The following is a 26,624-nucleotide window of genomic DNA, read 5'->3' as shown; positions in this document are numbered from 1 at the left end:
TGCGCGGCGTGGCGCGATGCGGCTATATTCGTACTTTGCGCTCCCGAGTACCCATGCCCTCATATCGCGGTCGGCAGGTCACCGGAACCCGGCATCAGATGGTGGATGCCGTTGCCACACTCTAGCCCCGCCCCCAAGACCGAGTCGCCTCGGTCCGCACGGCGTGCGGGCAGGGGTGGCGGCCCGTCCGGCGGGAGCCCACTCCACACATCCCACAGATTGAGACCCGCGAGGGTCTACGGAGGTTCCTTCCTTGGCTGCTGCGTCCACCGCGACCACCACCTCACCCAAGAACGGACGCGGAGCTTCGCGTCTCTCGTTCGCCAAGATCAGCGACACCCTGACCGTTCCGGATCTGCTCGCGCTGCAGACCGAGAGCTTCGACTGGCTCGTCGGCTCGGAGGCGTGGAAGACCCGCGTCGCCGAGGCGAAGGCCGCCGGCCGGGAGGACCTCCCCGCCAACTCCGGCCTCGACGAGATCTTCGAGGAGATCTCCCCGATCGAGGACCTCAGCGAGACGATGCAGCTGAGCTTCACGAACCCGTACCTCGAGCCCGAGAAGTACACGATCGAGGAGTGCAAGGAGCGCGGCAAGACCTACGCCGCTCCGCTGTACGTCGAGGCCGAGTTCATGAACCACCTCACGGGTGAGATCAAGACCCAGACGGTCTTCATGGGCGACTTCCCGCTGATGACCGAGAAGGGCACGTTCATCATCAACGGCACCGAGCGTGTCGTCGTGTCCCAGCTCGTGCGCAGCCCCGGCGTCTACTTCGAGCGCCAGCAGGAGAAGACGTCCGACAAGGACATCTACTCCGCCCGCGTCATCCCGAGCCGCGGCGCCTGGCTCGAGTTCGAGATCGACAAGCGCGACCAGGTCGGCGTGCGCATCGACCGCAAGCGCAAGCAGTCGGTCACCGTGTTCCTCAAGGCCCTCGGCCTGACGAGCGAGGAGATCCTCGAGCAGTTCGCCGGCTACGAGTCGATCGAGCTGACCCTCGAGAAGGACAACATCCTCACCAAGGAGGACGCCCTCCGCGACATCTACCGCAAGCTCCGTCCGGGCGAGCAGGTCGCCGCCGAGGCCGCCCGCGCGCTGCTGGACAACTTCTACTTCAACTCCAAGCGCTACGACCTCGCGAAGGTCGGCCGCTACAAGATCAACCGCAAGCTCGGCATCGACAAGGCGCTGTCCGACTCGGTGCTCACGGTCGAGGACATCATCGCGACCATCAAGTACCTGGTCGCCCTGCACGACGGCCGCACCGCCCTCCCCGGCGTGCGCGACGGCGAGTCGGTCGAGCTGCGTCTCGACGTCGACGACATCGACCACTTCGGCAACCGCCGAATCCGCGCGGTCGGCGAGCTGATCCAGAACCAGGTCCGCACCGGACTGTCCCGCATGGAGCGCGTCGTCCGCGAGCGCATGACCACGCAGGACATCGAGGCGATCACCCCGCAGACCCTGATCAACGTGCGCCCCGTCGTCGCCGCGATCAAGGAGTTCTTCGGGACCAGCCAGCTGTCGCAGTTCATGGACCAGAACAACCCGCTCGCGGGTCTGACCCACAAGCGCCGCCTGTCGGCGCTCGGCCCCGGCGGACTCTCCCGCGAGCGCGCCGGCGTCGAGGTCCGCGACGTCCACCCCTCGCACTACGGCCGCATGTGCCCGATCGAGACCCCGGAAGGCCCGAACATTGGCCTGATCGGATCGCTCGCGTCCTTCGCGCGCATCAACTCGTTCGGCTTCATCGAGACCCCGTACCGCAAGGTCGTCGACGGCACCGTCACCTCGCAGATCGACTACCTCACCGCGTCCGAGGAGGACGAGTACCTGGTCGCCCAGGCGAACGCCCCCCTCACGAAGGACTTCCGCTTCGCGGAGGGCAAGGTCCTGGTCCGCCCCAAGGGCGGAGAGGTCGAGCTCGTCGACGCCGAGCGCGTCCACTACATGGACGTCTCGCCGCGCCAGATGGTCTCGGTCGCGACCTCGCTGATCCCGTTCCTCGAGCACGACGACGCGAACCGCGCGCTCATGGGCGCGAACATGCAGCGTCAGGCCGTCCCGCTGCTGCGCAGCGAGTCGCCCGTCGTCGGAACCGGCATGGAGGGCTTCGCGGCCATCGACGCCGGCGACGTCATCACCGCCGACAAGGCCGGTGTCGTCCAGGAGGTCTCCGCCGACTCCGTCACCGTCCAGCTGGACGAGGGCGGCACGCAGACCTACTTCCTCCGCAAGTTCGACCGCTCCAACCAGGGCACCTCGTACAACAACCGCGTGGTCGTCTCTGCCGGCGAGCGCATCGAGGTCGGCGAGGTCGTCGCCGACGGCCCCGCCACCGAGAACGGCGAGCTCGCGCTGGGCAAGAACCTGCTCGTCGCGTTCATGCCGTGGGAGGGCCACAACTTCGAGGACGCGATCATCCTCAGCCAGAACCTGGTGAAGGACGACGTCCTCTCCTCGATCCACATCGAGGAGTACGAGGTCGACGCCCGCGACACCAAGCTCGGCAAGGAGGAGATCACCCGCGACCTCCCCAACGTCAGCCCGGAGCTCCTGGCCGACCTGGACGAGCGCGGCATCATCCGCATCGGCGCCGAGGTCCGCCCCGGCGACATCCTCGTCGGCAAGGTCACGCCCAAGGGCGAGACCGAGCTCTCGGCCGAGGAGCGCCTGCTCCGCGCGATCTTCAACGAGAAGAGCCGCGAGGTCCGCGACACGTCGCTGAAGGTGCCCCACGGCGAGCAGGGCACGATCATCGGCGTCAAGGTGTTCGACGCGCAGGACGGCGACGACGAGCTCGGCTCGGGCGTCAACCAGCGCGTGGTCGTCTACATCGCCCAGAAGCGCAAGATCACCGAGGGCGACAAGCTCGCCGGCCGCCACGGCAACAAGGGCGTCATCTCGAAGATCCTGCCGGTCGAGGACATGCCGTTCCTCGCCGACGGCACCCCGGTCGACATCGTCCTCAACCCGCTCGGCGTCCCCGGCCGCATGAACTTCGGCCAGGTCCTCGAGATCCACCTCGGCTGGATCGCGAAGCAGGGCTGGAAGGTCGAGGGCCAGCCGGAGTGGGCCGCGCGCCTGCCCGAGCACGCCCGTGAGGCGGCGCCCGGCACCAAGGTCGCGACCCCCGTCTTCGACGGCGCGGCGGAGGAGGAGCTCGCAGGGCTCCTCGACTCCACCACCCCGACCCGCGACGGAGAGCGCCTGATCGGCTCGTCCGGCAAGACGCAGCTGTTCGACGGCCGCTCCGGGGAGCCCTTCCCGGACCCGGTCTCGGTCGGCTACATGTACATCCTGAAGCTGCACCACCTCGTCGACGACAAGATCCACGCGCGCTCGACGGGCCCGTACTCGATGATCACCCAGCAGCCGCTCGGTGGTAAGGCGCAGTTCGGCGGCCAGCGCTTCGGCGAGATGGAGGTGTGGGCCCTCGAGGCCTACGGCGCCGCCTACGCCCTCCAGGAGCTCCTCACCATCAAGTCGGACGACATCCTCGGCCGCGTGAAGGTGTACGAGGCCATCGTCAAGGGCGAGAACATCCAGGAGCCCGGCATCCCGGAGTCCTTCAAGGTCCTCATCAAGGAGATGCAGTCCCTGTGCCTGAACGTCGAGGTCCTCTCGGCCGACGGCACCGCGGTCAGCCTGCGCGACACCGATGACGAGGTCTACCGCGCCGCGGAAGAGCTCGGCATCAACATCTCCTCCCGGTTCGAGTCGTCCTCCGTCGACGACATCTGATCCGCGCCAGCATCTGACGACCTCCCGTCTCTGACGAGACACCCTGTTTTCCGACAAGGAGAAAACATTGCTCGACGTAACCACTTTCGATGAGCTGCGCATCGGCCTCGCAACGGCCGATGACATCCGTCGCTGGTCGCACGGTGAAGTGAAGAAGCCCGAGACCATCAACTACCGCACCCTGAAGCCCGAGAAGGACGGCCTGTTCGGCGAGCAGATCTTCGGTCCCTCTCGCGACTGGGAGTGCTCCTGCGGCAAGTACAAGCGAGTCCGCTTCAAGGGCATCGTCTGCGAGCGCTGCGGCGTCGAGGTCACCAAGTCCTCGGTCCGCCGCGAGCGGATGGGCCACATCGAGCTCGCCGCCCCCGTCACCCACATCTGGTACTTCAAGGGCGTCCCCTCGCGCCTCGGATACCTGCTGGACATGGCGCCGAAGGACCTCGAGAAGGTCATCTACTTCGCGGCGTACATGATCATCGACGTGGACGACGACGGCCGTCACGCCGACATGCCCGGCCTCGAGAACGAGCTCCGGCTCGAGATCAAGACCCTCTCGGACCAGCGCGACTCCCGCATCGCGGACCGTCTGGCGCGCCTGGAGACCGACCTCGCCGCCCTGGAGGCGGAGGGCGCCAAGAGCGACCAGAAGCGCCGCACCAAGGACGGCGCCGAGAAGGAGATGGGCCAGATCCGCAAGTCCTTCGACGAGGACATCGCGCGGCTCGAGAGCGTGTGGGAGCAGTTCCGCACCCTCAAGGTCGGCGACCTCAAGCCCGAGGACGCGGTCTTCAACGAGCTCGTCGACCGGTACGGCGTCTACTTCGAGGCCTACATGGGCGCCGAGGCGATCAAGAAGCGCCTCGAGCAGTTCGACCTCCAGGCCGAGGCCGAGACGCTGCACCTGCAGATCGCCGAGGGCAAGGGTCAGAAGAAGATCCGCGCCATCAAGCGCCTGCGCGTCGTCAACTCGTTCCTCGCCACCGGCAACTCGCCGGCCGCGATGGTCCTCGACGTCGTCCCGGTCATCCCGCCGGAGCTGCGCCCGATGGTGCAGCTCGACGGAGGCCGGTTCGCGACCAGCGACCTGAACGACCTCTACCGTCGCGTGATCAACCGCAACAACCGACTCCGCCGCCTGCTCGACCTCGGTGCCCCCGAGATCATCGTGAACAACGAGAAGCGCATGCTCCAGGAGGCGGTCGACGCCCTCTTCGACAACGGCCGCCGCGGCCGCCCCGTCACCGGAACCGGCAACCGCGCCCTCAAGTCCCTGAGCGACATGCTCAAGGGAAAGCAGGGTCGCTTCCGCCAGAACCTGCTGGGCAAGCGCGTCGACTACTCGGGACGCTCGGTCATCATCGTCGGCCCGCAGCTCAAGCTGCACCAGTGCGGTCTGCCCAAGCAGATGGCGCTGGAGCTGTTCAAGCCGTTCGTGATCAAGCGCCTGATCGACCTGTCGCACGCGCAGAACATCAAGGCCGCCAAGCGCATGGTGGAGCGCTCGCGCCCGCAGGTGTGGGACGTGCTCGAGGAGATCATCCGCGAGCGCCCCGTCCTGCTGAACCGTGCGCCCACGCTGCACCGTCTCGGCATCCAGGCGTTCGAGCCCCAGCTGGTCGAGGGCAAGGCGATCCAGCTGCACCCGCTCGTCTGCGCCGCGTTCAACGCGGACTTCGACGGCGACCAGATGGCCGTCCACCTGCCGCTGTCCGTCGAGGCCCAGGCCGAGGCGCGCATCCTGATGCTCGCGTCGAACAACATCCTCAAGCCCTCGGACGGCCGTCCGGTCACCCTGCCCACGCAGGACATGATCATCGGCCTCCACCACCTGACGACGATCCGCGAGGGCGCCGCCGGCGAGGGCCGCGCGTTCTCCTCCGTCTCGGAGGCGATCCTCGCGAAGGACCAGGGCTCGCTGCACCTGAACTCGAAGGTCCGGATCCGCATGTCGGACGTGTACTTCGCGCAGGGTCAGGCACCCGAGGGCGTCGAGATCGACGAGAACGGCAAGGTCACCGCGCCGGTCCTCCTCGAGACCACGCTCGGCCGCGCCCTCTTCAACGAGGCGCTGCCGGTCGACTACCCCTACTTCGAGCAGGTCGCCGACAAGACGACCATCTCCGGGATCGTCAACGACCTCGCGGAGCGCTACCCGAAGGTGGAGGTCGCCGCCTCCCTCGACCGGATCAAGGACGCCGGCTTCTACTGGGCCACCCGCTCGGGTGTCACCGTGGCGCTGTCCGACATCCTCACGCCTCCGTCGAAGCCCGAGATCATCGCGGGCTACGAGAAGAAGGCCGCGAAGGTCGAGTCCGAGTACGACAAGGGTCTGACCACTCAGGCCGAGCGCCGCCAGGAGCTCGTGAAGATCTGGACCGAGGCGACCGACGAGGTCGCCAAGGCCATGCGCGCGAACTTCCCGACGGACAACACCATCAACCGCATGGTCACCTCCGGTGCCCGCGGCAACTGGCTGCAGGTGCGCAACATCGCCGGCATGCGAGGCCTGGTGAACAACCCGAAGGGCGAGATCATCGCCCGACCGATCATCTCCTCGTACCGCGAGGGCCTGTCGGTCGCCGAGTACTTCATCGCCACGCACGGTGCCCGCAAGGGCCTGGCCGACACCGCGCTCCGCACCGCGGACTCGGGCTACCTGACGCGTCGACTCGTCGACGTCTCGCAGGACGTCATCATCCGCGAGGAGGACTGCGGCACCTCGAAGGGCCTCGACCTGCCGATCATGCTCCAGGACGCCACCGGCGCCTGGATCAAGGACTCCAACGTCGAGAACTCCGTCTACGCCCGTTCGCTCGCCACCCCGGCGTCGAACGAGGCCGGCGAGCTCGTCGCCGAGGCCGGCGAGGACGTGGGCGACGTGCTCATCGAGAAGCTGGTCGGAGCGGGCGTGCGCCACATCAAGGTGCGCTCCGTCCTGACCTGCGAGTCCGCCGTCGGCGTCTGCGCGGCCTGCTACGGCCGCTCGCTCGCCACCGGCAAGCTCGTCGACATCGGAGAGGCCGTCGGCATCATCGCGGCCCAGTCGATCGGCGAGCCCGGCACGCAGCTCACGATGCGCACCTTCCACACCGGTGGATCGGCCTCGGCCGACGACATCACGCAGGGTCTTCCCCGCGTGCAGGAGCTCTTCGAGGCCCGCACCCCCAAGGGCGCGTCGCCGATCGCGGAGGCCGCCGGCCGGATCACCATCGAGGACACCGACCGTGCCCGCCGCGTCATCCTCCAGCCGGACAACGGCGACGAGGCGGTCATCTACCCGGTGCTCAAGCGCTCGCAGCTCCTCATCGAGGACGGCCAGCACGTCGAGCTCGGGCAGCAGCTGCACGTCGGAACGGTCGACCCCAAGGAGGTCCTGCGCGTGCTGGGCGTCCGCGAGGTCCAGAAGCACCTGGTGGGCGGCGTCCAGGGCGTCTACCGCTCGCAGGGTGTGCCGATCCACGACAAGCACATCGAGGTCATCGTGCGTCAGATGCTCCGCAAGGTCACCGTGGTCGACCACGGCGACACGGAGCTGCTGCCGGGCGAGCTCGTCGACCGCTCGCGCTACAGCGAGGTCAACCGTGCGGCTCTGACCGAGGGCAAGCGGACCGCGTCCGCCCGCCAGGAGGTCATGGGCATCACCAAGGCCTCGCTCGCGACCGAGTCGTGGCTGTCGGCCGCGTCCTTCCAGGAGACCACCCGCGTCCTGACGCAGGCGGCCATGGAGGGCAAGCGCGACCCGCTGATGGGCCTGAAGGAGAACGTGATCATCGGAAAGCTGATCCCGGCGGGAACCGGTCTGCCCAAGTACCGGAACGTGTCGGTCGAGGCGACCGAGGAGGCGAAGGCCGAGCGGTACCCCAACCGCATCTTCGCCGACGACGCCGCGTTCAGCGACGCCGACCTCTCGTTCGTCGACTTCGACTCGTTCTCGAGCGACGGCTACGAGCCGGGCAACTACAGCTGATCCAGGTGAGCTGAACGATCGAAGGCCCCGTCGGGACACCGGCGGGGCCTTCGTCGTCCCCGACCCGCGGTCACCCGCACGGGGGGCCGCCCGTTCGCGACGAGCGGCCTTCCCCGCAGGAGCGGGGTGATTGACTCGATGGGTGCTCGTCGGGTCGAGCCTGTACCCGTTCCCCGTCCTGGTCGCGGCACGTGAGGAAATGCGCGGATGAGACTCGTGATCGTCGTGCTGGCCGCACTGCTCGTGGTGGTCGGCGTCGTCGTGGTGCCCGCGGGGCGGGCGGAGGCGGCAGAGGCGGTCGCACCCTCGTCCTGCGGCGTCGCGGAGCTGGCTCCCGTGCTCGCGGGCGACGACGTCCGGCCGCGCTCCGCCGCCGCGCTGGTCCCCATCGTGATGCTGCACGGCTGGCTGGGCACGGCGACGCACGACGCCGACCGCACAGGGGCCTTCTCCCATCTCGTCGACATGGTGTCGTCGGAGTCGGCGACCGCTCCGCTCGACGCTCCCGAGCCGTCCCTCCTCGGCCGGCTGCAGCAGATCGACGGCGCCGCGGTCTACACCTTCGACTACCGCCGGCTCGCCGCGCGCTGGGTCACCGACCCGGGGATCAGCGACGCGCTCGCCTCCTCGATCGCCTGCCTCGTCTCCGCGACCGGGCACCGCGCCGTCGTCGTCGCGCACTCGATGGGAGGGCTCGCCGCCCGCCAGGCGCTGAGCGGCTCGGTCGACGGGACCGCCGTCGCCTCGATGGTCTCGTCCGTCCTCACCTTCGGCACCCCGAACACGGGATCCGACGTCGCGGAGCGCCTCGGACGAATGGTCGACGACTCCGGCCAGGTCAGCCCCGCGGTGATCGCAGGACTGGACCCGCACAGCCGGCTGAGCGTCTCGGCGATGCTCGCCTCCTGCGGGGACGCCGTCTCGGAGGACGCCGAGCACGCGGGGGAGTGCACGGGAGTGCCGATGATCGACGCCCTCGCCTCGGCGGCGGGCAAGGGCCTGCGGACGGGATCGACCGAGCTCGGCTCCCTGCCGCCCTGGCCCGCCGGCGTGCGCGTGACGGCACTGGTGGGTGACATCCAGGTGACCGCCGCGGTGGCGCTCGGCCTCGCCACCGCGCCGGTCGACCTCGGCGACATCATGGTCGCAACCGGATCGGCGACGGCCGGAGTCGACGACTACGTGGTCTCGACCTGCCGCTACACCTACCTCGCCGCGGCGGACGTGCCGTCCCTCGTCGCCGAGCTCTCGCCGTTCGCGCGGCTCGGCGATGCTCTGCGCTTCGCGAAGCTCGTGGTCGACGTCGACGCGAGCCCGTGCCACCACGCGCGGCTGACCCGGAACGTCGACCTCGTCGAGCACGCCACCGGCGTCGTGTCGGACGTCGTCGCGGGCGAGCTGTCCGCTCCGCACGCCTCTCGAGCGCAGACCGCGGCGAGGGCGCTCCCGGCGGCGGAGGAGTCCCGGAGGCGGTCCTCGTGACCGGTCGGCGGACACCGCCGAGGAGACACCATGTCGCGTCAGTTGACGGACGTCTGTCGGGAAGCATACGGTCGGACCGGCCCATGGGGAGGCCGCCTGGGGGACAGGCAGCGCGGCCCGCGCGGCACCCGAGCCGCATGCGCGGGCCGCGCCCGTCTCCGATCTCCTCTCACGTTCCGCGCTCCCTCCGGGTACGCTCGGCTGGACAGTAGATGTCGGAGGCTCCTCCGTGCATCCCGGCGCCGGAGGCCTGATGAGCGACGACCCCCTCGATGCGGAGGAGCCGGCGCGTCCTCCCCGACTGACCCGCGAGCAGGTCCGCACCCGCCTGCTGGACGCCGCTCTCGCGGTCGTCCGCGCCGAGGGCCTGCGCGTCGGAGTCGCCCACCTGCCCCTCGAGGACGTCATCCGCTCGGCGGGTGTTCCGCGCAGCACCGTGTACCGGATCTGGCCCACTCGCCAGGCGTTCTACGACGAGCTGATCGCCGCGATCCCGGAGCGGGTCCTCGCCACCCGCCTCGACCAGCCGTCCCTGCGGGCCGGGAACTCCCACCTCCACCACAGCCTCGACCCCGAGCCGACCCCGGCGCAGCGCCGCGAGGCCCTGATCGCCTCCGTCCGGGTCGCCGTCGATGCGAACGTCGACAACGTCTTCTCGTCGCAGCACTGGCGCAACTTCATCGCTCTCGCCGGCGCGGTGGGCTCGCACGAGGAGCCGGCGCGGACCGCCATCGGATCCGCTCTGCGCGCCCGCCAGCTGCACTTCATCGACAACATGGCGAAGTACTACGAGCACACCCTCGCCGAGGCGGGGCTCCGGCTGCGCCCGGACCGCGGCTCCGCCGCTCTCGCCTCCGCCGTCTCGGCCCTGATCGAGGGGCTGTGCATCGCGCGGATCGCGGCACCGGAGCTGGTGACCGGCCCGCTCGACCCGGCCGATCCCGAGGGGCCGTCACTGGCGGTGGTGTCGGTGCTGCTGCTGATCGACGGGTTCACCGAACCGGACGAGTGATCCGGGTCGCGGGGTCCGCTCAGTCCTCCGCGACCGGCTCCAGCATCCCGTCGACGATCGAGCGGATCGTCCAGGCCGCCAGGGTCCACTCGACCGGCTCGCCGTCGAGGCCGGGGGCGGTCACCGGAGCGTCGAGGTCGTCGTCGAGGAGCCGGCCGCGGTGGGCGAGCCCGTCGATCACGATCGCGGTGAGGTGGGCGAGCTGGAGCGTCGTGAATCCCGGGCGCATCGTCCCGCCGAAGACCTGCAGCGTCTCCTCGTAGAAGTCGCGCATCCGGCGCGTGAGCATGCCCTCGATCCGCTTCGCCGTGGCGCGCACGGCGTCGCGTGCAGGCCCCTCCTCCATCGAGAAGGTGCAGGCGAGCAGCGCGTTGTACGACGACCAGTCGGCGGAGCGGCGGAGCGATTCGGCATTGGCCCGCGCGCCGATGCGGATGGTCTCCCAGGCGACCCGGCGGCGGCCGGCGGCCGTGGAGAGCAGATCGGTGGAGCGCTCGTAGACTTCGCGCATCTCCTGCTGGGCCTCGGGATCGGCGCCCTCCGCGTACCGGTCCCGCACGAAGACCTCGCCGACCAGGTCGGCCACGAACTCCTCGCGCGTGCTCCAGATCCGGTAGACGGAGCTGCGCGGCACGCCGGCCAGGCGGATGTACTCCTCCATGGGCAGGTGCGCGAAGCTCACCGTGAGGCCGTGGTTCGAGACGACGTCGCGCGCCGTGGCGATCATGCGGCTGCGGACCTGCTCCGCGGGGATCCTCCGGGCCCGCCGGGAGCCCTCTGCGCTGTCGTCCATGGAGAGGGACACTAGCCGGAGACGGTGCCGCGGGTGGTCCTCCACGCGCTCCGTGAGCCGATCCGGAGTGCTCTGGGGCGTCCTCCCACTGAGACGGAATGTCCCATCACGTGCACGACGACGTCGCGGACCGCTACGGTGCAGCCGGGGCGGACCCGAACCTGCCCCTGCTAGGGGACCCCCGTGACCGGATTCGATCGGTTCACGCTGGCCGTCGTCGACGGACCAGCAATCGAGCGTGCCGCGCTGCAGGCGCTGCTCGCGCAGCTGCTGCCGCAGTTCTCGCACGACGAGGAGGGCGTCGACCGCATCGCGGTCCTCGACCTGGACGGCGTGCCCGGCGAGGAGGTGGCCGACGCCCTCGAGCGTGCGGCGGCTTGGACCGTCGGCCTCGTCGTGCTCTCCTCCTCCGACTCCCTGGAGCCGGTGCGGGCCGTGCTGCGACGGGAGAGAGCGGCGTACGTCTGGAAGGGCGACGACCCCAGCGAGCTCGCGGCGGCGGTCGTCTCGGTCGCCTCCGGCCGCACCTGGATCTCGGACACCGCCCGCCACCGGCTCGTGCACGGGCGCGAGGAGCGCCGCCCGGTGCTGAGCCCGCAGGAGAGCCGGGTGATGCGCGCCTACGGAGCGGGTGCCGCGGTCCGCACCGTCGCGGTCGACCTCAGCGTCGCCGAGCACACCGTCCGCACCTACATCAAGCGGATCCGCGCCAAGTACCTCGAGACCGGCGTCACTCTCGACTCACGGGTCGACTTCTACCGCCACCTCGGCGACCACGACGTCGCCATCCGCCGCGGCGGAGACCGGGTGCGGGCCGGCGCGCAGCAGGCGGCCGGCGACGTGGTCGGCGAGCGCCGAGCCTGAGGCGAGCAGGATCGCGTTCCCGCCGGTGCGCCCCTCGACGAAGGCCGTCGATCCGACCGCTGCGGTGACCGGGAGCAGCTCCCGGACGACCCCGCGCAGGCGGTCCAGCCTCCGGTGGTCGGCGTCGTCGGCGACGTTGACCGCGAGGAGCCCGTCGGCGCCGACGCGGGCGGCGAGCGGAGCGAGGACGGACGCGCGGTAGAACGGCTCCGGGATCTCGTCCCCGTCGTAGACGTCGAGCACGACGAGGTCGGCGCTCCAGGGCGGCAGGGGCCCTGCGGCGTCGGCCGTGAGGAATCGGACGCGCGCGCCGCGGGGGAGCGGCGCGTGCTCGAGCACGAACTCCACGAGTCCTGCCGCGCTCTCCACCGCGAGCTGCTCGGAGCCCGGCCGGGTCGCGGCGACGTACCGGGCCAGGGCCAGGGCTCCGGCTCCGAGGTGCAGCACGCGCAGCGGCTCGCCGGGAGGGGCGGCGGCGTCGACCACCGCGCCGAGGCGCGCGAGGTACTCGAGGTGCAGAGCCCGGGGATCGCCCGGATCGATCAGCGACTGCTCCGCGCCGTCGACCGTGAGCAGCAGCGCCTCCGGCCGCACGGGATCCGGCCCCAGCACGGCTGTGCGGCCTCCCGGCAGCAGGAGGGACGGAGGCATCCCGTCACGCTAGCGCTCCTCGCGCGATCCGCCCCGCCGCCGCTACGGTGACAGGCATGGCCGCCCTGATCCTGCTCGACGTCGACGGCGTCCTGAACCCCTCCGTCCGCAGCGATCGCGCCTCGGGCTCGCACCGCCTGGAGCTCGAGCCGGAGCGGGCGGCGCTCGTCGCCCGTCTGGCCGCGGTCGGCACGATCGTGTGGGCCACGACCTGGCCGCCGCGCTTGACGCGGGTCCTCGCCCAGGACCTCGGGCTGCCGGCGGGCACGGAGGCGATCGTCTTCGACGGCGGCCTCCCGCGCGACCCGCGGTTCCCGGGCCGGACGGGCAAGCTCCAGCCCGTCGCGGTGTGGCTGGAGGCGGCCGCCGAGCGCGGCGCGATCGGCGCCGTGGTGTGGATCGACGACAACCTCCACGAGGACGCGTACGACTGGGCCCGCGAGCAGAGCACCCCCTTCCACCTGGTGCGTCCGGAGTCGGCGACGGGCCTCACGAGCGACGAGGTCGCCGGTGCCGAGCACTTCCTGGCCGGACTCCCGGCGTCACACGGCGACATCCGGGAATAGGGCCGCCCCCTCCACTGGTTATCGTCACTCCGGGCGGTTCCGCCGAGCAGCGGTCCGCCCCGGGACGACCCGTCCCCTCGTCGATCCCCGCGCCGCATCCGGCGCAGCGGGACCGCCACGACTCCGTGATGCACCGAAGGACAACACCGTGACCCTCTCCGCCCGCACCTCCCTGCGCGTCCTGCTCGGCACGACCGCCGCCGCCGCCGCCCTGGTCCTCGCCGGCTGCGCGCCCGCCTCGACCGACGACGTGGTCTCCGGCTCGAGCGGCGAGGGCACCGCCTCCGCCAGCTCCGGCCTGACTCTGGCCGAGGTCGAGGACTCGGGGAAGCTCACCATCGGCACCGAGGGCACCTACCCGCCCTTCTCCTTCCACGCCGACGGCGGGACGGGAGCCCTCACCGGCTACGACGTCGACGTGATCACCGCCGTGGCCGAGAAGCTGGGCGTCGAGCCCGACTTCCAGGAGACGCAGTGGGACGCGATGTTCGCGGGCCTGGACGGAGCGCGCTTCGACGTGATCGCGAACCAGGTCTCGATCAACGACGAGCGCGAGGCGAAGTACGACTTCTCGGAGCCGTACTCGGTCAGCCCCGGCGTCGTGATCGTCCCCTCGAGCGACACCTCGATCATCGACCTCGCCGGCCTCTCCGGCAAGACCACCGCGCAGTCGCTCTCGAGCAACTGGTACACCGTCGCGCAGGAGAACGGCGCCGAGGTCGAGGGCGTCGAGGGCTGGGCGCAGGCCATCGCCCTCGTCGAGCAGGGCCGCGTCGACGCGACCGTGAACGACCGCCTCACCTGGCTCGACTGGTCCACGACCTACCCCGACCAGGCCGCGGGCCTCAAGGTCGCCGTCACCACCGACGACACCTCCGAGAGCGCCTTCACCTTCCCGAAGGGCTCGGACGACCTCGTCGAGGCCGTCGACTCCGCCCTCGACGAGCTGCGCGAGGACGGCACCCTCGCCTCCATCTCCGAGCGCTACTTCGGAGCCGACGTCTCCCAGTAGCCCCACCCCGAGGCGGCTCCTCCCCTTCCGGGAGGGGCCGTCTCGTGCGTGAGCGGCTCCGGCGCGGGGGAGCGGCGGAGCGGCTCAGGCAGCGGGTCCGCCCGCAAGGGCGCCCGCCCCGGCGCGAAGCGTGCCAGCATTCCCCAGGAGGCGGAGACGATCCGCCCCCGACGCCACCACCCGATCGAGCCGACCGCGGATCCTCCCGCGAAGGCGGGAGAACACAATGGACCTCGTCCTCCGGTCGTTCTGGCCGATCCTCTCCGGGGGCATCGTCGGGACGATCCCGCTCGCGCTGGCGAGCTTCGCCATCGGGCTCGTGCTCGCGCTGGCGGTCGCCCTGATGAGGCTCTCCCGGGTGCGGATCCTCTCCTGGATCGCGCGTGCCTACATCTCCGTCATCCGGGGCACGCCGCTCCTGGTGCAGCTGTTCGTGATCTTCTACGGGCTGCCGAGCCTCGGACTGAAGATCGACCCCTGGCCCAGCGCCACCATCGCGTTCGCCCTCAACGTGGGCGGCTACGCGGCGGAGGTGATCCGCGCGGCGATCCTCAGCGTCCCGAAGGGGCAGTGGGAGGCGGCGCACACGATCGGCATGAGCCGCTCGCTCTCGCTGCGGCGCATCATCCTCCCGCAGGCCGCGCGCGTCTCCGTCCCCCCGCTGTCGAACACCTTCATCTCGCTGGTGAAGGACACCTCGCTGGCCTCCCTCATCCTGGTGACCGAGCTCTTCCGGCAGGCGCAGAAGATCGCCACCGCGTCGAGCGAGTTCATGCTCCTCTACCTCGAGGCCGCTCTGATCTACTGGCTCATCTGCCTGGTGCTCTCCAGCGGCCAGGGCCTGCTCGAGAAGCGATTGGACCGCTATGTCGCCCGCTGACACTCCGACCGACGCCCGGCCCGTGCTCACGGCCCGCGGCCTCCGCAAGTCGTTCGGCGGGGTGGAGGTGCTGCGCGGCATCGACCTGGAGGTCCACCGCGGCGAGGTCGTCGCCCTGATCGGGCCGTCCGGCTCGGGCAAGACCACCGTCCTGCGCTCGCTGAACAGCCTCGAGGTGCCGGACGGCGGGGTGGTCGAGCTCGCCGACGGCAGTGTCCTCGACTTCGACCGCGGCGTCGGACGGAAGGCGCTGACCGGGCTGCGCGACCACTCCGCGATGGTCTTCCAGCACTTCAACCTCTTCCCGCACCTGACCGTCCTCCAGAACGTGACGGAGGGGCCGCTGCGAGTGCAGCGCCGTCCCGCGTCCGAGGTGGTCCCGGAGGCGGAGCGCCTGCTCGAGCGCGTCGGCCTCGGCGGCCGGGGGAGCGCCTACCCCTTCGAGCTCTCCGGCGGTCAGCAGCAGCGCGTGGGCATCGTCCGGGCGCTCGCGCTGCGGCCCGATCTGCTCCTCTTCGACGAGCCCACCTCGGCGCTGGACCCGGAGCTGGTCGGCGACGTGCTCTCGCTGATGCGGGAGCTGGCGGGGGAGGGCTGGACCATGCTCGTCGTGACGCACGAGCTCGAGTTCGCCCGGCAGGTGGCCTCGGAGGTCGTCTTCATGGCCGACGGCGTGGTCGTCGAGCGGGGCGCCCCTGCGGAGATCCTCCGGGAGCCGCGCGAGCCGCGCACACGGCAGTTCCTGCACCGCCTCCTCCACCCGCTCGAGTAGACGGTCGGCGCTGTCCCCCGTCGACGGGGAGCCGCGCGGCGCACCGGGCGCGGCGGAAGGCGTGCCTATGCTGTCCGGGTGACCTGGAGCAGCGACGCCGAGACCACGCGGATCCCCTCCGCGACCGAGACGTCCGGCGGAACCGGACCCCAGCCGACCCGGGAGTACGTCTGGCCCGAGCCCGTGACGGGTCGGCAGCCGACCGTCGAGCCCGCCGCCCCGGCCGCCGCCGCGTCCGCCCCCAGCGCCCTCGGGCCGGTCGAGGCCGAGCCCGAGCCGGTCCGGCGCTCCGGCAACCGCCTCGCGGGCCTCGCGCTCGCCCTCCTGACGACCGCGGTCTTCGCCGTCCTGTACCTCGTCGCCCTGACGGCGATCCGCCTCCTCGTCGACCGCGTCGGCGGCGACCCGGTCGCCCTCGCTCTCGACGCTGCGCCGACCGCGCTCTTCCTCGCCCCGGTGGCCGCGTTCCTGGTCGGCCTGGCGCTGATCGTGCTGGTCGTGAACCGCGCGGGCTGGTGGGCCTACATCCTCGGCGGCTTCCTCGTCGCCCTCCTCACGGCCGCGGCCGCGCTGGTCGGCGGCTGGAGCGCCGTCGGACCGCTCGCCCTGCCGATCGACCGCTCCCTCGCGCTCGACTACGTCCGCGATCCCGCAGTCCTCGCGGCGGTCCTCGCCGCCGGCGTCCTCGGCCGGGAGGCGAGCGTCTGGGGCGGCGCCGCGATCGCCGGCCGCGCCCGGGGCGTCAAGCGCCGCAACGCCGAGCGCGAAGCGGCCGCGCAGTCGTGACTCCGGAGGGGCAGGGGCAGGGCCGCGGAGCCGGCCTGGGCTACGGCCTCGCGCTGGCCGGCTTCGCCGCGTTCCTCTACCTCGCCCTGGTCGTCTGCGCGTTCGGGGTCCTCAGCCTCCTGCTGGACCAGGACGTCGTGCCCGAGCGCGACGCCGGCCCGCTGCTGGGGCCGGTGTCGGTGGCGGTCTGCGTCGTCGCCGTGCTGGTCGCGATGGTGACCCTCGCCGCCCGTCCCGCCGTCCACCGCGTCCTCGGCCCGTCGCTGCTGACCGGGGTCGTCGTCTACCTGCTCTTCCTCGTCACGGGCGGAGCGCTCTACGGGCTCGGCCGCCAGGAGCCGGGGGAGATCCTCGGCTGGATCCTCGACCACGCCCCCACTGTCTTCGCGATCGCGACCGGCGTGCTCGCGGCCGCCGTCCAGCTCCTGTTCCTCCTGCTCCTGGCCCGTCGCGACGCCGGCGGCCGCAGCCCCCACTGGGGCTGGGAGGGCGACGAGCGGGAGTGACGGCGGAGTCCCGGCGCGGCTCGTCGCGGCGCTGCGGCATCTCCCAGGGCGAACGCCGCTCGGTTGACCGGCCCCGTCACTCCCCGTAATATTCTTCGGGTGTGCGCTTTGCCGTGCGCTCGTGTCGTGCCTCCGGGTCGATGCGGTCGCCGCACTTCGCTCCACCGGGTCCGCGAGGATCCGCGGGTTCGTCCGATCGGGCGGCCCCCACGGCATACCCCTCACCCTCCCGGTCCCGCTCGCGGGGCCGCGGGGTGCGTCGGGTCCAGATGAACTCGGCCGTTCCCGGAGACGGGAGGGCCGAATGTCGACCATCGATCCGCTGTCACCGTGCAGCATTCAAGGAGCAAAACCAGTGCCAACGATTCAGCAGTTGGTCCGCAAGGGACGCACGCCGAAGGTCACCAAGACCAAGGCGCCCGCCCTGAAGGCCAACCCCCAGCAGCGCGGCGTCTGCACGCGCGTCTACACGACCACGCCCAAGAAGCCGAACTCGGCCCTCCGCAAGGTGGCCCGCGTGAAGCTCTCCAACGGCACCGAGGTCACCGCCTACATCCCCGGCGAGGGCCACAACCTGCAGGAGCACTCGATGGTGCTCGTGCGCGGCGGTCGCGTCAAGGACCTCCCCGGTGTCCGCTACAAGATCGTTCGCGGCGCCCTGGACACCCAGGCCGTCAAGAACCGCAAGCAGGCTCGCAGCCGGTACGGCGCGAAGATGGAGAAGAAGTAATGCCTCGTAAGGGCCCCGCTCCCAAGCGCCCCGTCGTCGCAGACCCCGTCTACGGCGCCCCCATCGTCAGCCAGCTCGTCAACAAGATCCTCCTGGACGGCAAGAAGGGCCTCGCCGAGCGCATCGTCTACGGTGCCCTCGAGGGCGTCGCCGGCAAGAACGGCCAGGACGCGGTCGTCACCCTCAAGAAGGCGCTCGACAACGTCCGCCCGACCCTCGAGGTCCGCAGCCGCCGCGTCGGCGGCTCGACCTACCAGGTCCCGGTCGAGGTCAAGCCCCACCGCGCCAACACCCTCGCGCTCCGCTGGCTCACCAGCTACGCGAAGGCCCGTCGCGAGAAGACGATGACCGAGCGTCTCATGAACGAGATCCTCGACGCGTCGAACGGTCTGGGCGCCGCTGTCAAGCGTCGCGAGGACACCCACAAGATGGCCGAGTCGAACAAGGCCTTCGCGCACTACCGCTGGTAGCGCACCCCGCGGCCGCCCCCGGGCGACCGCGACCACCGGGCCCGCGGCGTCACCGCTGCGGGCCCGGTCCCGGCGGCGGATCGCCCGATCCCCGCGACCGGGCGACCGCCACCACCAGAATCCCAGCCATTCGGCCATGAACCCGGTGCGCTGGCTCCATCACCTATCGGAGGAACTCCGTGGCACAAGATGTGCTCACCGACCTGAACAAGGTCCGCAACATCGGCATCATGGCCCACATCGATGCCGGCAAGACCACCACCACCGAGCGCATCCTGTTCTACACGGGTATCACGCACAAGATCGGCGAGGTCCACGACGGCGCCGCGACGATGGACTGGATGGCGCAGGAGCAGGAGCGCGGCATCACGATCACGTCCGCCGCGACGACCTGCTTCTGGAACAAGAACCAGATCAACATCATCGACACCCCCGGTCACGTCGACTTCACGGTCGAGGTCGAGCGCTCGCTCCGCGTCCTCGACGGCGCCGTCGCCGTCTTCGACGGCAAGGAGGGCGTCGAGCCCCAGTCCGAGACCGTCTGGCGTCAGGCCGACAAGTACGACGTCCCGCGCATCTGCTTCGTCAACAAGATGGACAAGCTCGGCGCCGACTTCTACTACACGGTCGACACGATCATCAAGCGCCTCGGCGCGAAGCCGCTGGTCATCCAGCTGCCCATCGGCGCGGAGTCCTCTTTCGAGGGCGTCGTCGACCTGGTCGAGATGCGCGCGCTCACGTGGCGCGGCGACTCGAAGGGCGACGTCGCGCTCGGCGCGAAGTACGAGATCGAGGAGATCCCGGCCGACCTCGCCGACAAGGCGGCGGAGTACCGCGAGAAGCTCCTCGAGACCGTCGCGGAGACCTCCGACGAGCTGCTCGAGAAGTACTTCGGCGGCGAGGAGCTCACCGTCGCGGAGATCAAGGGCGCCATCCGCAAGATGACCGTCAACTCCGAGATCTACCCGGTGCTCTGCGGCTCGGCGTTCAAGAACCGCGGCGTCCAGCCGATGCTCGACGCTGTCGTGGACTACCTCCCCTCCCCGCTCGACGTCCCCGCCATCGAGGCGCACGACGTCCGCGACGAGGAGAAGGTCATCATGCGCCACGCGGACTCGACCGAGCCCTTCTCGGCGCTCGCGTTCAAGGTCGCCGTGCACCCGTTCTTCGGCCGCCTGACCTACGTCCGCGTCTACTCGGGCAAGCTCGACTCCGGCGCCCAGGTCATCAACTCGACCAAGGGCAAGAAGGAGCGCATCGGCAAGATCTTCCAGATGCACTCCAACAAGGAGAACCCGGTCGACTCGGTCACCGCCGGCCACATCTACGCCGTCATCGGCCTCAAGGACACCACCACCGGTGACACCCTGAGCGACCCGGCCGCGCAGGTCGTGCTCGAGTCGATGACCTTCCCGGAGCCCGTCATCGAGGTCGCCATCGAGCCCAAGACGAAGGCGGACCAGGAGAAGCTCGGCACCGCGATCCAGAAGCTCGCGGAGGAGGACCCCACCTTCCGCACCGAGCAGAACCAGGAGACCGGTCAGACGGTCATCAAGGGAATGGGCGAGCTGCACCTCGACATCCTGGTCGACCGCATGAAGCGCGAGTTCAACGTCGAGGCCAACGTGGGCAAGCCCCAGGTCGCGTACCGCGAGACGATCCGCCGCACGGTCGAGAAGTACGACTACACCCACAAGAAGCAGACGGGTGGCTCCGGCCAGTTCGCGAAGGTCCAGATCACCATCGAGCCGATGGAGGTCGAGGCCGACAAGACCTACGAGTTCGTCAACGGCGTCACCGGTGGCCGCGTCCCGCGCGAGTACATCCCCTCCGTCGACGCGGGCATCCGCGACGCCATGCAGGTCGGCGTGCTCGCCGGCTACCCCATGGTCGGCGTGAAGGCGACCCTGGTCGACGGAGCGGCGCACGACGTCGACTCCTCCGAGATGGCGTTCAAGATCGCCGGCTCGATCGCGTTCAAGGAGGCCTCGCGCAAGGCGCAGCCGGTCCTCCTCGAGCCGCTCATGGCCGTCGAGGTCCGTACTCCCGAGGAGTACATGGGCGACGTCATCGGCGACATCAACTCGCGTCGCGGGATGATCCAGTCGATGGAGGACGCCACCGGCATCAAGGTCATCCGGGCCAACGTCCCGCTGTCCGAGATGTTCGGCTACATCGGAGACCTGCGCTCGAAGACCTCGGGCCGCGCCGTCTACTCGATGACGTTCGAGACCTACGCCGAGGTCCCCAAGGCCGTGGCCGAGGAGATCGTCCAGAAGAACAAGGGCGAGTAGCTCCGCCCCTGGGCCGTCGCCGTTCCCCGGAACGGCGGCGGCCTGGTAGTGTCGTGCGGGTTTGCTGCCGAGTGCAGCGCGCCCCCTGTCGCAGCGGGACGGCCGCACGACCACTGCCGGTAACATACGTACACAAAACCCCCGCAAGTCCTCCTGTCCTCGTGCCGCCCCGTGCGGCCGCCCGGATGCGGATGCTTGCACCTAAGTCCTGAGGAGGACCCACAGTGGCTAAGGCCAAGTTCGAGCGGACCAAGCCGCACGTCAACATCGGAACCATCGGTCACGTCGACCACGGAAAGACCACGCTCACCGCGGCGATCTCGAAGGTTCTGGCGGACAAGTTCCCGTCCGCGACCAACGTCCAGCGTGACTTCGCGTCGATCGACTCCGCTCCCGAGGAGCGCCAGCGCGGCATCACGATCAACATCTCGCACGTCGAGTACGAGACGCCGAAGCGCCACTACGCGCACGTCGACGCCCCGGGTCACGCCGACTACATCAAGAACATGATCACCGGCGCGGCCCAGATGGACGGCGCGATCCTCGTGGTCGCCGCCACCGACGGCCCGATGGCTCAGACCCGTGAGCACGTCCTCCTCGCCAAGCAGGTCGGCGTCCCCTACCTCCTCGTCGCGCTGAACAAGGCCGACATGGTGGACGACGAGGAGATCCTGGAGCTCGTCGAGCTCGAGGTCCGCGAGCTCCTCTCGTCGCAGGGCTTCCCCGGCGACGACGCCCCCGTGGTGCGCGTCTCCGGCCTCAAGGCCCTCGAGGGCGACGACACCTGGACCCAGTCGATCCTCGACCTGATGGACGCGGTCGACGAGTCCATCCCGGACCCGGTGCGCGACAAGGACAAGCCGTTCCTCATGCCGATCGAGGACGTCTTCACGATCACCGGTCGTGGAACCGTCGTCACCGGCCGTGCGGAGCGTGGAACCCTCGCTCTGAACTCCGAGGTCGAGATCGTCGGCATCCGCCCGACGCAGAAGACCACGGTCACCGGAATCGAGATGTTCCACAAGCAGCTCGACGAGGCCTGGGCCGGCGAGAACTGCGGTCTGCTCCTCCGCGGCACCAAGCGCGAGGACGTCGAGCGCGGCCAGGTCGTCGTCAAGCCGGGTTCGGTCACGCCGCACACGGACTTCGAGGGCACCGCGTACATCCTGTCCAAGGATGAGGGTGGGCGTCACAACCCGTTCTACGCGAACTACCGTCCGCAGTTCTACTTCCGCACCACCGACGTCACCGGCGTCATCACGCTGCCCGAGGGCACCGAGATGGTCATGCCCGGCGACACCACCGACATGACGGTCGCGCTGATCCAGCCGATCGCCATGGAGGAGGGCCTCGGCTTCGCCATCCGTGAGGGTGGACGCACCGTGGGTGCCGGTACGGTCACCAAGATCATCAAGTAGGTCCGTCCTACCGATCTCTCGAGAGGGGTCGTCCGCTTCGGCGGGCGGCCCCTCTCGTCGTTCCCGGGGACGCCCGGCTAGCGTGGCGGCATGCCCTTCGTGAAGAGCGACCCCCGTGCCCTCCCGCAGTTCTTCGAGTGGGAGGCGGCCGGTCTGGACTGGCTGCGCGAGGCGGACGGCGGTGCGCGCTGTGTCGGGGTGGAGAGGGTTTCGCCCGGGCGCATCGAGCTGGAGGAGATCCGCTCCGTGCGACCCTCCGCCGAGTCGGCTCGGGCCTTCGGCGCCGCGCTCGCCCGGACGCACGACGCCGGAGCCGCGGCGTTCGGAGCGCCGCCCCCGGGATGGACCGGCCCCGCGTACATCGGCCGCCGCGGGATGCCGTGCCGCCCGGACGACTCGTGGGGGCGCTTCTACGCGGAGCAGCGGGTGCGGCCGTTCCTCGGCCCTGCCGTGGAGGCGGGCAACCTCACGGCAGCCGAGTCGCGGCTCGTCGAGCAGGCTCTGGACCGGGTGGCGGCCGGAGCCTTCGACGATGGTGCGGGGCCCGCCAGGATCCACGGGGACCTCTGGACCGGCAACGTGCTCTGGTCGGCGGACGGCGCCGTCCTGATCGACCCCGCCGCTCACGGGGGCCACCGCGAGACCGATCTCGCGATGCTGGCACTCTTCGGCGCTCCGCACCTCGACGCCGTCCTCGAGGGCTACCGCGAGCAGCATCCGCTGGAAGCCGGCTACGAGGAGCGGGTGCCGCTCCACCAGCTGCACCCGCTCGCCGTCCACGCCGCCGGTCACGGTCCGTCCTACGGCCGGGCCCTGGCCGACGCGGCGGAGCGGGTGATCGCACTGGCCGGCTGACCGGCGCGCCCGCACCGTTCCCCCAGCCGGGAGCGCCACACTGAGGCACGCGCCGCCCTGTGCGCGTTTACAAGGAGGCATCATCGTGGATCTCGGGAAACTCGGACGCCAGGCCGGCGAACTGCTCAACAGCCGGAAGGCCCAGGACGCGTTGCGGAGCGAGAAGGCCGAGCAGGTCTCCGACCAGACCCTCGAGAAGGCGGGCGAGATCGCCAGCCGCCTCACCAACGGCAAGTACGACGACCGCATCGAGGACCTGAAGCGCCAGGCCGACAAGCGGATCGGCAACGAGTAGCGGCTGCCGTCCGACTGCTCCTCGCCGCCGTCAAGCGGGTGCGGGCCTCGGATCCGCCGTCCTATCGTCGGGTCGATGGCTGACACTCGCGCGCAACGACTCCGCAGGACCGATTCGAGCGGGCGCGGCTACACCCGGGTGCGCGCGGGCTCCGGCTTCAGCTACCGCGACCCGAAGGGCGCGACCGTCGCCGACAAGGAGCTGCGCGCGCGCTTCGACCGTCTCGGCATCCCGCCGGCCTGGACGGACGTCTGGATCGCCCCGTATCCCAACGGGCACATCCAGGCCACCGGCGTCGACTCCGCCGGCCGCCGCCAGTACATCTACCATCCGACCTGGCGCGAGCAGAAGGACCGGATCAAGTTCGATCGGGCGCTGCGGCTCGCGGAGGCCCTGCCCGGGGCGCGCCGGGCCGTGACCATCGCCCTCCGCTCGGACGGACCCAGCCGCGAGCGCGCGCTGGCCACCGCCTTCCGGATGCTCGACACCGGGTCGCTCCGCGTCGGCAGCGAGAGGTACGCGAAGGAGCACGGCAGCATCGGCCTCTCGACGCTCCTGTGCGCGCACGCCACGACCCACGGGGACCGGGTCGCCCTCGCCTTCCCCGGGAAGAGCCACCAGGCGTGGACGAGCGAGATCCTCGACCACGACCTCTCGCGCGTCGTCCGTGCACTCAAGCGTCGCGGGCCGAACGCCCGCCTGCTCGCCTGGAAGGACGGGCGGGAGTGGCGGCCGATCTCGGCACCCGAGATCAACGACTACGTGCGCGAGCGCGCCGGCGACGACTTCACGGCGAAGGACTTCCGCACTCTGCACGGCACGGTCGCGGCCGCGCTGAGCCTGGCGAAGTCGGGACCGCAGGCCACGCAGCGCGCTCGGAACTCCGCGATCGCCCAGGCGATGCGCGACGCCTCGGACGTGCTCGGGAACACGCCGACGGTCGCCCGCGCCAGCTACGTCGACCCGCGGCTGCTCGACCACTTCCGCGCCGGCGAGACCATCGACGCGTCGCGCCCCGCGTCGGCCGAGACCGCCGTCCGGGCGCTGCTCTTCGAGTAGCGGGGGAGGCGCTCCGACCCGCGCTGCTGCTCGGAGCGACCGGCTCCCCAGGGCCGTCACGACGTGCTCGCGGAGGAGCCCTCCGGCGCGACACGCCCGGGTTGCAGGGGTGGGGCATCTGTGGGAGACTCTTCTAGTTCAAAATTTCCTCTCGGGCGGCGTGCTGCTCGGAGGGGGACACTGCCAGGCAGTGCCGAGACGGCATCGCGGAGGCTCGACCCGAGAGGGCGGCCACGCGGATGCGACGTCGAGGCGGCGGGTAGCAGAACGACAACAACCGACATCTCAACGGTCTCTCCGTGCGTCGTGCGTTCTGCACGCCGATCGGAGCGCCCCAGGGGTGCGGTGCTTTTGACAGAAGAACACTGGTTGCACTTTTCCGGGTCACCGGAGTTCCTTCGCGAGCGCGTCCAATGCGAGACGAGTCCGGCTCCGGCCGGGGGAGTCGCGTACGACGCAATAACAAGAGAGTGAGAGATCACACATGGCGGGACAGAAGATCCGCATCCGACTGAAGTCGTACGACCACGAGGTCATCGACACGTCGGCGCGCAAGATCGTCGACACGGTCACCCGTGCCGGTGCAACGGTGGTCGGCCCCGTGCCGCTGCCGACCGAGAAGAACGTGGTCTGCGTGATCCGTTCTCCCCACAAGTACAAGGACAGCCGCGAGCACTTCGAGATGCGCACCCACAAGCGCCTCATCGACATCATCGACCCGACGCCCAAGGCCGTCGACTCGCTCATGCGCCTCGACCTGCCGGCCGACGTCAACATCGAGATCAAGCTCTAAGGAGGAGTGCCACCATGTCTGTCACTGTTTCCCCCACGCTGAAGACCAGCAAGGGCCTCCTCGGCACCAAGCTCGGAATGACCCAGGTCTGGGACGAGAACAACAAGCTCGTGCCGGTCACCGTCATCGAGATCAGCCCCAACGTCGTGACCCAGGTCCGCACGGAGGAGAAGGACGGCTACACCGCCGTCCAGCTCGCCGCCGGTGCGATCGACCCGCGCAAGGTGAACAAGCCCGCCGCCGGTCACTTCGACGCCGCGGGCGTCACCCCCCGCCGCCACCTCACCGAGGTCCGCACCTCCGACGCCGCCGATTACTCGGCAGGCCAGGAGCTGACCGTGGACGCCGTCTTCGAGGCCGGCACCAAGGTCGACGTCGTCGGCACCAGCAAGGGCAAGGGCTTCGCCGGTGTCATGAAGCGCCACAACTTCAAGGGCGTCTCGGCTTCGCACGGTTCGCACCGCAACCACCGCAAGCCCGGCTCCATCGGCGCCTCCTCGACCCCCAGCCGTGTCTTCAAGGGCATGCGCATGGCCGGTCGCATGGGTGGCGAGCGCGTCACCGTGCTCAACCTCAAGGTGCACTCCGTCGACGCCGAGAAGGGCCTGCTGCTCGTCAAGGGCGCCGTCCCCGGTGCCCGCGGTCGCCTCGTGTTCGTTCGCAACGCCGTGAAGGGAGCGTAGTTCCATGGCTACCTCTGTCGACATCATCGACGTCAAGGGCCAGAAGGCGGGCTCGGTCGAGCTCCCCGCCGCGCTCTTCGACGTCCAGACCAACATCCCCCTCATCCACCAGGTCGTCGTGGCCCAGCTCGCCGCGGCGCGCCAGGGAACCCACAAGACGAAGAACCGCGGTGAGGTCTCCGGAGCCGGTCGCAAGCCGTTCAAGCAGAAGGGAACCGGTCGCGCTCGTCAGGGCTCGATCCGCGCCCCGCACATGACCGGTGGTGGCGTGGTCCACGGACCGACCCCCCGCAGCTACGCGCAGCGCACCCCCAAGAAGATGATCGCCGCGGCTCTGCTCGGCGCTCTCTCGGACCGCGCCCGCGGTGCCCGCATCCACGTGGTCGAGTCCCTCGCCCTCGGCGACACCCCCCGGACCAAGGACGTCCTCGTCCTGCTCGACGCCCTCTCGGTGTCGCGCAACGTCCTCGTGGTGCTCGAGCGCGACGACTACATCGCCGAGCTCTCGCTCCGCAACGTGCCGTTCGTGCACATCCTGCCGGCCGACCAGCTCAACGCGTACGACGTGCTCGTCTCCGACGACATCGTGTTCTCGAAGGGCGCGCTCGACGCGTTCATCGCGGCCAAGTCGGGCGTCGAGTCCAACAAGGAAGAGGTGAACGCATGAGCCAGTCCGCCGCGTTCAACAAGGACCCCCGCGACGTCATCATCTCCCCGGTGGTCTCGGAGAAGTCCTACGGCCTGATCGACGAGGGCAAGTACACCTTCGTGGTCGACCCGCGTTCGAACAAGACCGAGATCAAGCTCGCCATCGAGAAGATCTTCGGCGTCGAGGTCGCGTCGATCAACACGCTGAACCGCCAGGGCAAGACCCGCCGCACGAAGTTCGGCACCGGCAAGCGCAAGGACACCAAGCGCGCGATCGTCACGCTGAAGTCCGGCTCCATCGACATCTTCACGAGCGTCGGCTGAGCCGAAGAAGCGTAGAGGA

Annotated in this window: 23 protein-coding genes; 22 read left to right on the top strand and 1 reads right to left on the bottom strand. The window is 70.1% G+C overall.

The window, feature by feature from the left end:
* Positions 1 to 253: 253 nt before the first annotated feature.
* The 4 genes from rpoB (at position 254) to C5D09_RS11955 (ending at position 10,206) form a co-directional block, all read left to right on the top strand.
* A complete protein-coding gene (gene rpoB / locus C5D09_RS11970) occupies positions 254 to 3,745 on the top strand; it encodes a DNA-directed RNA polymerase subunit beta (RefSeq protein WP_104260909.1) in 3,492 nt (1,163 codons plus the stop codon).
* 67 nt (positions 3,746 to 3,812) lie between these two features.
* Positions 3,813 to 7,712: a DNA-directed RNA polymerase subunit beta' gene (locus tag C5D09_RS11965; protein WP_104224580.1), complete on the top strand. Its 3,900-nt coding sequence runs from the start codon at positions 3,813 to 3,815 to the stop codon at positions 7,710 to 7,712.
* Between the two features lie 207 nt (positions 7,713 to 7,919).
* On the top strand, positions 7,920 to 9,194 hold the full coding sequence (locus C5D09_RS11960; protein WP_104269389.1) for a triacylglycerol lipase: 1,275 nt from the start codon (positions 7,920 to 7,922) through the stop codon (positions 9,192 to 9,194).
* Positions 9,195 to 9,447: 253 nt separating this feature from the next.
* On the top strand, positions 9,448 to 10,206 hold the full coding sequence (locus C5D09_RS11955) for a TetR/AcrR family transcriptional regulator (RefSeq protein ID WP_104269388.1): 759 nt from the start codon (positions 9,448 to 9,450) through the stop codon (positions 10,204 to 10,206).
* Positions 10,207 to 10,225: 19 nt separating this feature from the next.
* Here C5D09_RS11955 and C5D09_RS11950 read toward each other — a convergent pair whose 3' ends face one another.
* The gene (locus tag C5D09_RS11950) at positions 10,226 to 10,999 is read right to left on the bottom strand and encodes a hypothetical protein (RefSeq protein WP_146076607.1); all 774 of its coding nucleotides are present in this window, start codon (positions 10,997 to 10,999) and stop codon (positions 10,226 to 10,228) included.
* Between the two features lie 183 nt (positions 11,000 to 11,182).
* On the opposite strand from C5D09_RS11950, the gene C5D09_RS11945 reads away from it, so the two are divergent.
* The 18 genes from C5D09_RS11945 (at position 11,183) to rplW (ending at position 26,605) form a co-directional block, all read left to right on the top strand.
* On the top strand, positions 11,183 to 11,863 hold the full coding sequence (locus C5D09_RS11945; protein ID WP_104247592.1) for a LuxR C-terminal-related transcriptional regulator: 681 nt from the start codon (positions 11,183 to 11,185) through the stop codon (positions 11,861 to 11,863).
* A gap of 707 nt (positions 11,864 to 12,570) precedes the next feature.
* A complete protein-coding gene (locus C5D09_RS11940; protein ID WP_104269387.1) occupies positions 12,571 to 13,080 on the top strand; it encodes an HAD domain-containing protein in 510 nt (169 codons plus the stop codon).
* Between the two features lie 148 nt (positions 13,081 to 13,228).
* Complete coding sequence (locus tag C5D09_RS11935) at positions 13,229 to 14,092, top strand: amino acid ABC transporter substrate-binding protein (RefSeq protein ID WP_374953810.1); 864 nt, start codon at positions 13,229 to 13,231, stop codon at positions 14,090 to 14,092.
* A 226-nt stretch (positions 14,093 to 14,318) separates the two neighbouring features.
* The gene (locus C5D09_RS11930) at positions 14,319 to 14,972 is read left to right on the top strand and encodes an amino acid ABC transporter permease (RefSeq protein ID WP_104224574.1); all 654 of its coding nucleotides are present in this window, start codon (positions 14,319 to 14,321) and stop codon (positions 14,970 to 14,972) included.
* Positions 14,959 to 15,744, top strand: a complete 786-nt coding sequence (locus C5D09_RS11925; protein WP_104269386.1) for an amino acid ABC transporter ATP-binding protein — start codon at positions 14,959 to 14,961, stop codon at positions 15,742 to 15,744. The genes C5D09_RS11930 and C5D09_RS11925 overlap by 14 nt, the downstream gene beginning before the upstream one ends.
* A gap of 78 nt (positions 15,745 to 15,822) precedes the next feature.
* Positions 15,823 to 16,530 (top strand): hypothetical protein, encoded by a 708-nt coding sequence (locus C5D09_RS11920; protein ID WP_104269385.1) that lies wholly within the window; start codon positions 15,823 to 15,825, stop codon positions 16,528 to 16,530.
* A complete protein-coding gene (locus tag C5D09_RS11915; RefSeq protein ID WP_104247596.1) occupies positions 16,527 to 17,036 on the top strand; it encodes a DUF6121 family protein in 510 nt (169 codons plus the stop codon). Before C5D09_RS11920 ends, C5D09_RS11915 begins: the two co-directional genes overlap by 4 nt.
* 355 nt (positions 17,037 to 17,391) lie before the next feature.
* Positions 17,392 to 17,766 (top strand): 30S ribosomal protein S12, encoded by a 375-nt coding sequence (gene rpsL / locus C5D09_RS11910; protein WP_011186743.1) that lies wholly within the window; start codon positions 17,392 to 17,394, stop codon positions 17,764 to 17,766.
* On the top strand, positions 17,766 to 18,236 hold the full coding sequence (gene rpsG, locus C5D09_RS11905) for a 30S ribosomal protein S7 (protein ID WP_068251443.1): 471 nt from the start codon (positions 17,766 to 17,768) through the stop codon (positions 18,234 to 18,236). The genes rpsL and rpsG overlap by 1 nt, the downstream gene beginning before the upstream one ends.
* 179 nt (positions 18,237 to 18,415) lie before the next feature.
* Entirely contained in the window at positions 18,416 to 20,530 is a 2,115-nt protein-coding gene (fusA, locus tag C5D09_RS11900) for an elongation factor G (RefSeq protein ID WP_104224571.1), read from the top strand.
* A 224-nt stretch (positions 20,531 to 20,754) separates the two neighbouring features.
* Positions 20,755 to 21,948 carry an elongation factor Tu gene (gene tuf, locus C5D09_RS11895; protein ID WP_104224570.1) on the top strand — a complete coding sequence of 398 codons (1,194 nt, stop codon included), beginning with the start codon at positions 20,755 to 20,757 and terminating at the stop codon, positions 21,946 to 21,948.
* A 90-nt stretch (positions 21,949 to 22,038) separates the two neighbouring features.
* The gene (locus C5D09_RS11890; protein WP_104269384.1) at positions 22,039 to 22,803 is read left to right on the top strand and encodes a fructosamine kinase family protein; all 765 of its coding nucleotides are present in this window, start codon (positions 22,039 to 22,041) and stop codon (positions 22,801 to 22,803) included.
* 85 nt (positions 22,804 to 22,888) lie between these two features.
* A complete protein-coding gene (locus tag C5D09_RS11885) occupies positions 22,889 to 23,098 on the top strand; it encodes an antitoxin (protein ID WP_159939075.1) in 210 nt (69 codons plus the stop codon).
* Between the two features lie 75 nt (positions 23,099 to 23,173).
* Positions 23,174 to 24,157: a DNA topoisomerase IB gene (locus tag C5D09_RS11880; protein WP_104247600.1), complete on the top strand. Its 984-nt coding sequence runs from the start codon at positions 23,174 to 23,176 to the stop codon at positions 24,155 to 24,157.
* A 484-nt stretch (positions 24,158 to 24,641) separates the two neighbouring features.
* Positions 24,642 to 24,950 (top strand): 30S ribosomal protein S10, encoded by a 309-nt coding sequence (gene rpsJ, locus C5D09_RS11875; protein WP_005050520.1) that lies wholly within the window; start codon positions 24,642 to 24,644, stop codon positions 24,948 to 24,950.
* Between the two features lie 14 nt (positions 24,951 to 24,964).
* Positions 24,965 to 25,633, top strand: a complete 669-nt coding sequence (gene rplC / locus C5D09_RS11870) for a 50S ribosomal protein L3 (RefSeq protein WP_104224566.1) — start codon at positions 24,965 to 24,967, stop codon at positions 25,631 to 25,633.
* Between the two features lie 4 nt (positions 25,634 to 25,637).
* Positions 25,638 to 26,300, top strand: coding sequence for a 50S ribosomal protein L4 (gene rplD / locus C5D09_RS11865; RefSeq protein ID WP_104224565.1), 663 nt, complete (start codon positions 25,638 to 25,640; stop codon positions 26,298 to 26,300).
* The gene (gene rplW / locus C5D09_RS11860; protein ID WP_068209445.1) at positions 26,297 to 26,605 is read left to right on the top strand and encodes a 50S ribosomal protein L23; all 309 of its coding nucleotides are present in this window, start codon (positions 26,297 to 26,299) and stop codon (positions 26,603 to 26,605) included. The genes rplD and rplW overlap by 4 nt, the downstream gene beginning before the upstream one ends.
* Positions 26,606 to 26,624 lie beyond the last annotated feature (19 nt).

This window comes from Rathayibacter sp. AY1C9 (assembly GCF_002932315.1).
Lineage (GTDB): Bacteria > Actinomycetota > Actinomycetes > Actinomycetales > Microbacteriaceae > Rathayibacter.
The sequence above is the reverse complement of the archived record's forward strand: the minus strand, read 5'-3'. Positions and strand labels throughout refer to the sequence as shown.

Coding starts and splice junctions, on each gene's coding strand:
- rplW (WP_068209445.1), top strand. CDS start 26,297: ATGAGCCAGTCCGCCGCGTTCAACAAGGACCCCCGCGACGTCATCATC.
- C5D09_RS11890 (WP_104269384.1), top strand. CDS start 22,039: ATGCCCTTCGTGAAGAGCGACCCCCGTGCCCTCCCGCAGTTCTTCGAG.
- rplD (WP_104224565.1), top strand. CDS start 25,638: ATGGCTACCTCTGTCGACATCATCGACGTCAAGGGCCAGAAGGCGGGC.
- rpsG (WP_068251443.1), top strand. CDS start 17,766: ATGCCTCGTAAGGGCCCCGCTCCCAAGCGCCCCGTCGTCGCAGACCCC.
- C5D09_RS11925 (WP_104269386.1), top strand. CDS start 14,959: ATGTCGCCCGCTGACACTCCGACCGACGCCCGGCCCGTGCTCACGGCC.
- C5D09_RS11940 (WP_104269387.1), top strand. CDS start 12,571: ATGGCCGCCCTGATCCTGCTCGACGTCGACGGCGTCCTGAACCCCTCC.
- rpsJ (WP_005050520.1), top strand. CDS start 24,642: ATGGCGGGACAGAAGATCCGCATCCGACTGAAGTCGTACGACCACGAG.
- C5D09_RS11880 (WP_104247600.1), top strand. CDS start 23,174: ATGGCTGACACTCGCGCGCAACGACTCCGCAGGACCGATTCGAGCGGG.
- rplC (WP_104224566.1), top strand. CDS start 24,965: ATGTCTGTCACTGTTTCCCCCACGCTGAAGACCAGCAAGGGCCTCCTC.
- C5D09_RS11960 (WP_104269389.1), top strand. CDS start 7,920: ATGAGACTCGTGATCGTCGTGCTGGCCGCACTGCTCGTGGTGGTCGGC.
- C5D09_RS11950 (WP_146076607.1), bottom strand. CDS start 10,999: ATGGACGACAGCGCAGAGGGCTCCCGGCGGGCCCGGAGGATCCCCGCG.
- C5D09_RS11930 (WP_104224574.1), top strand. CDS start 14,319: ATGGACCTCGTCCTCCGGTCGTTCTGGCCGATCCTCTCCGGGGGCATC.
- C5D09_RS11955 (WP_104269388.1), top strand. CDS start 9,448: ATGAGCGACGACCCCCTCGATGCGGAGGAGCCGGCGCGTCCTCCCCGA.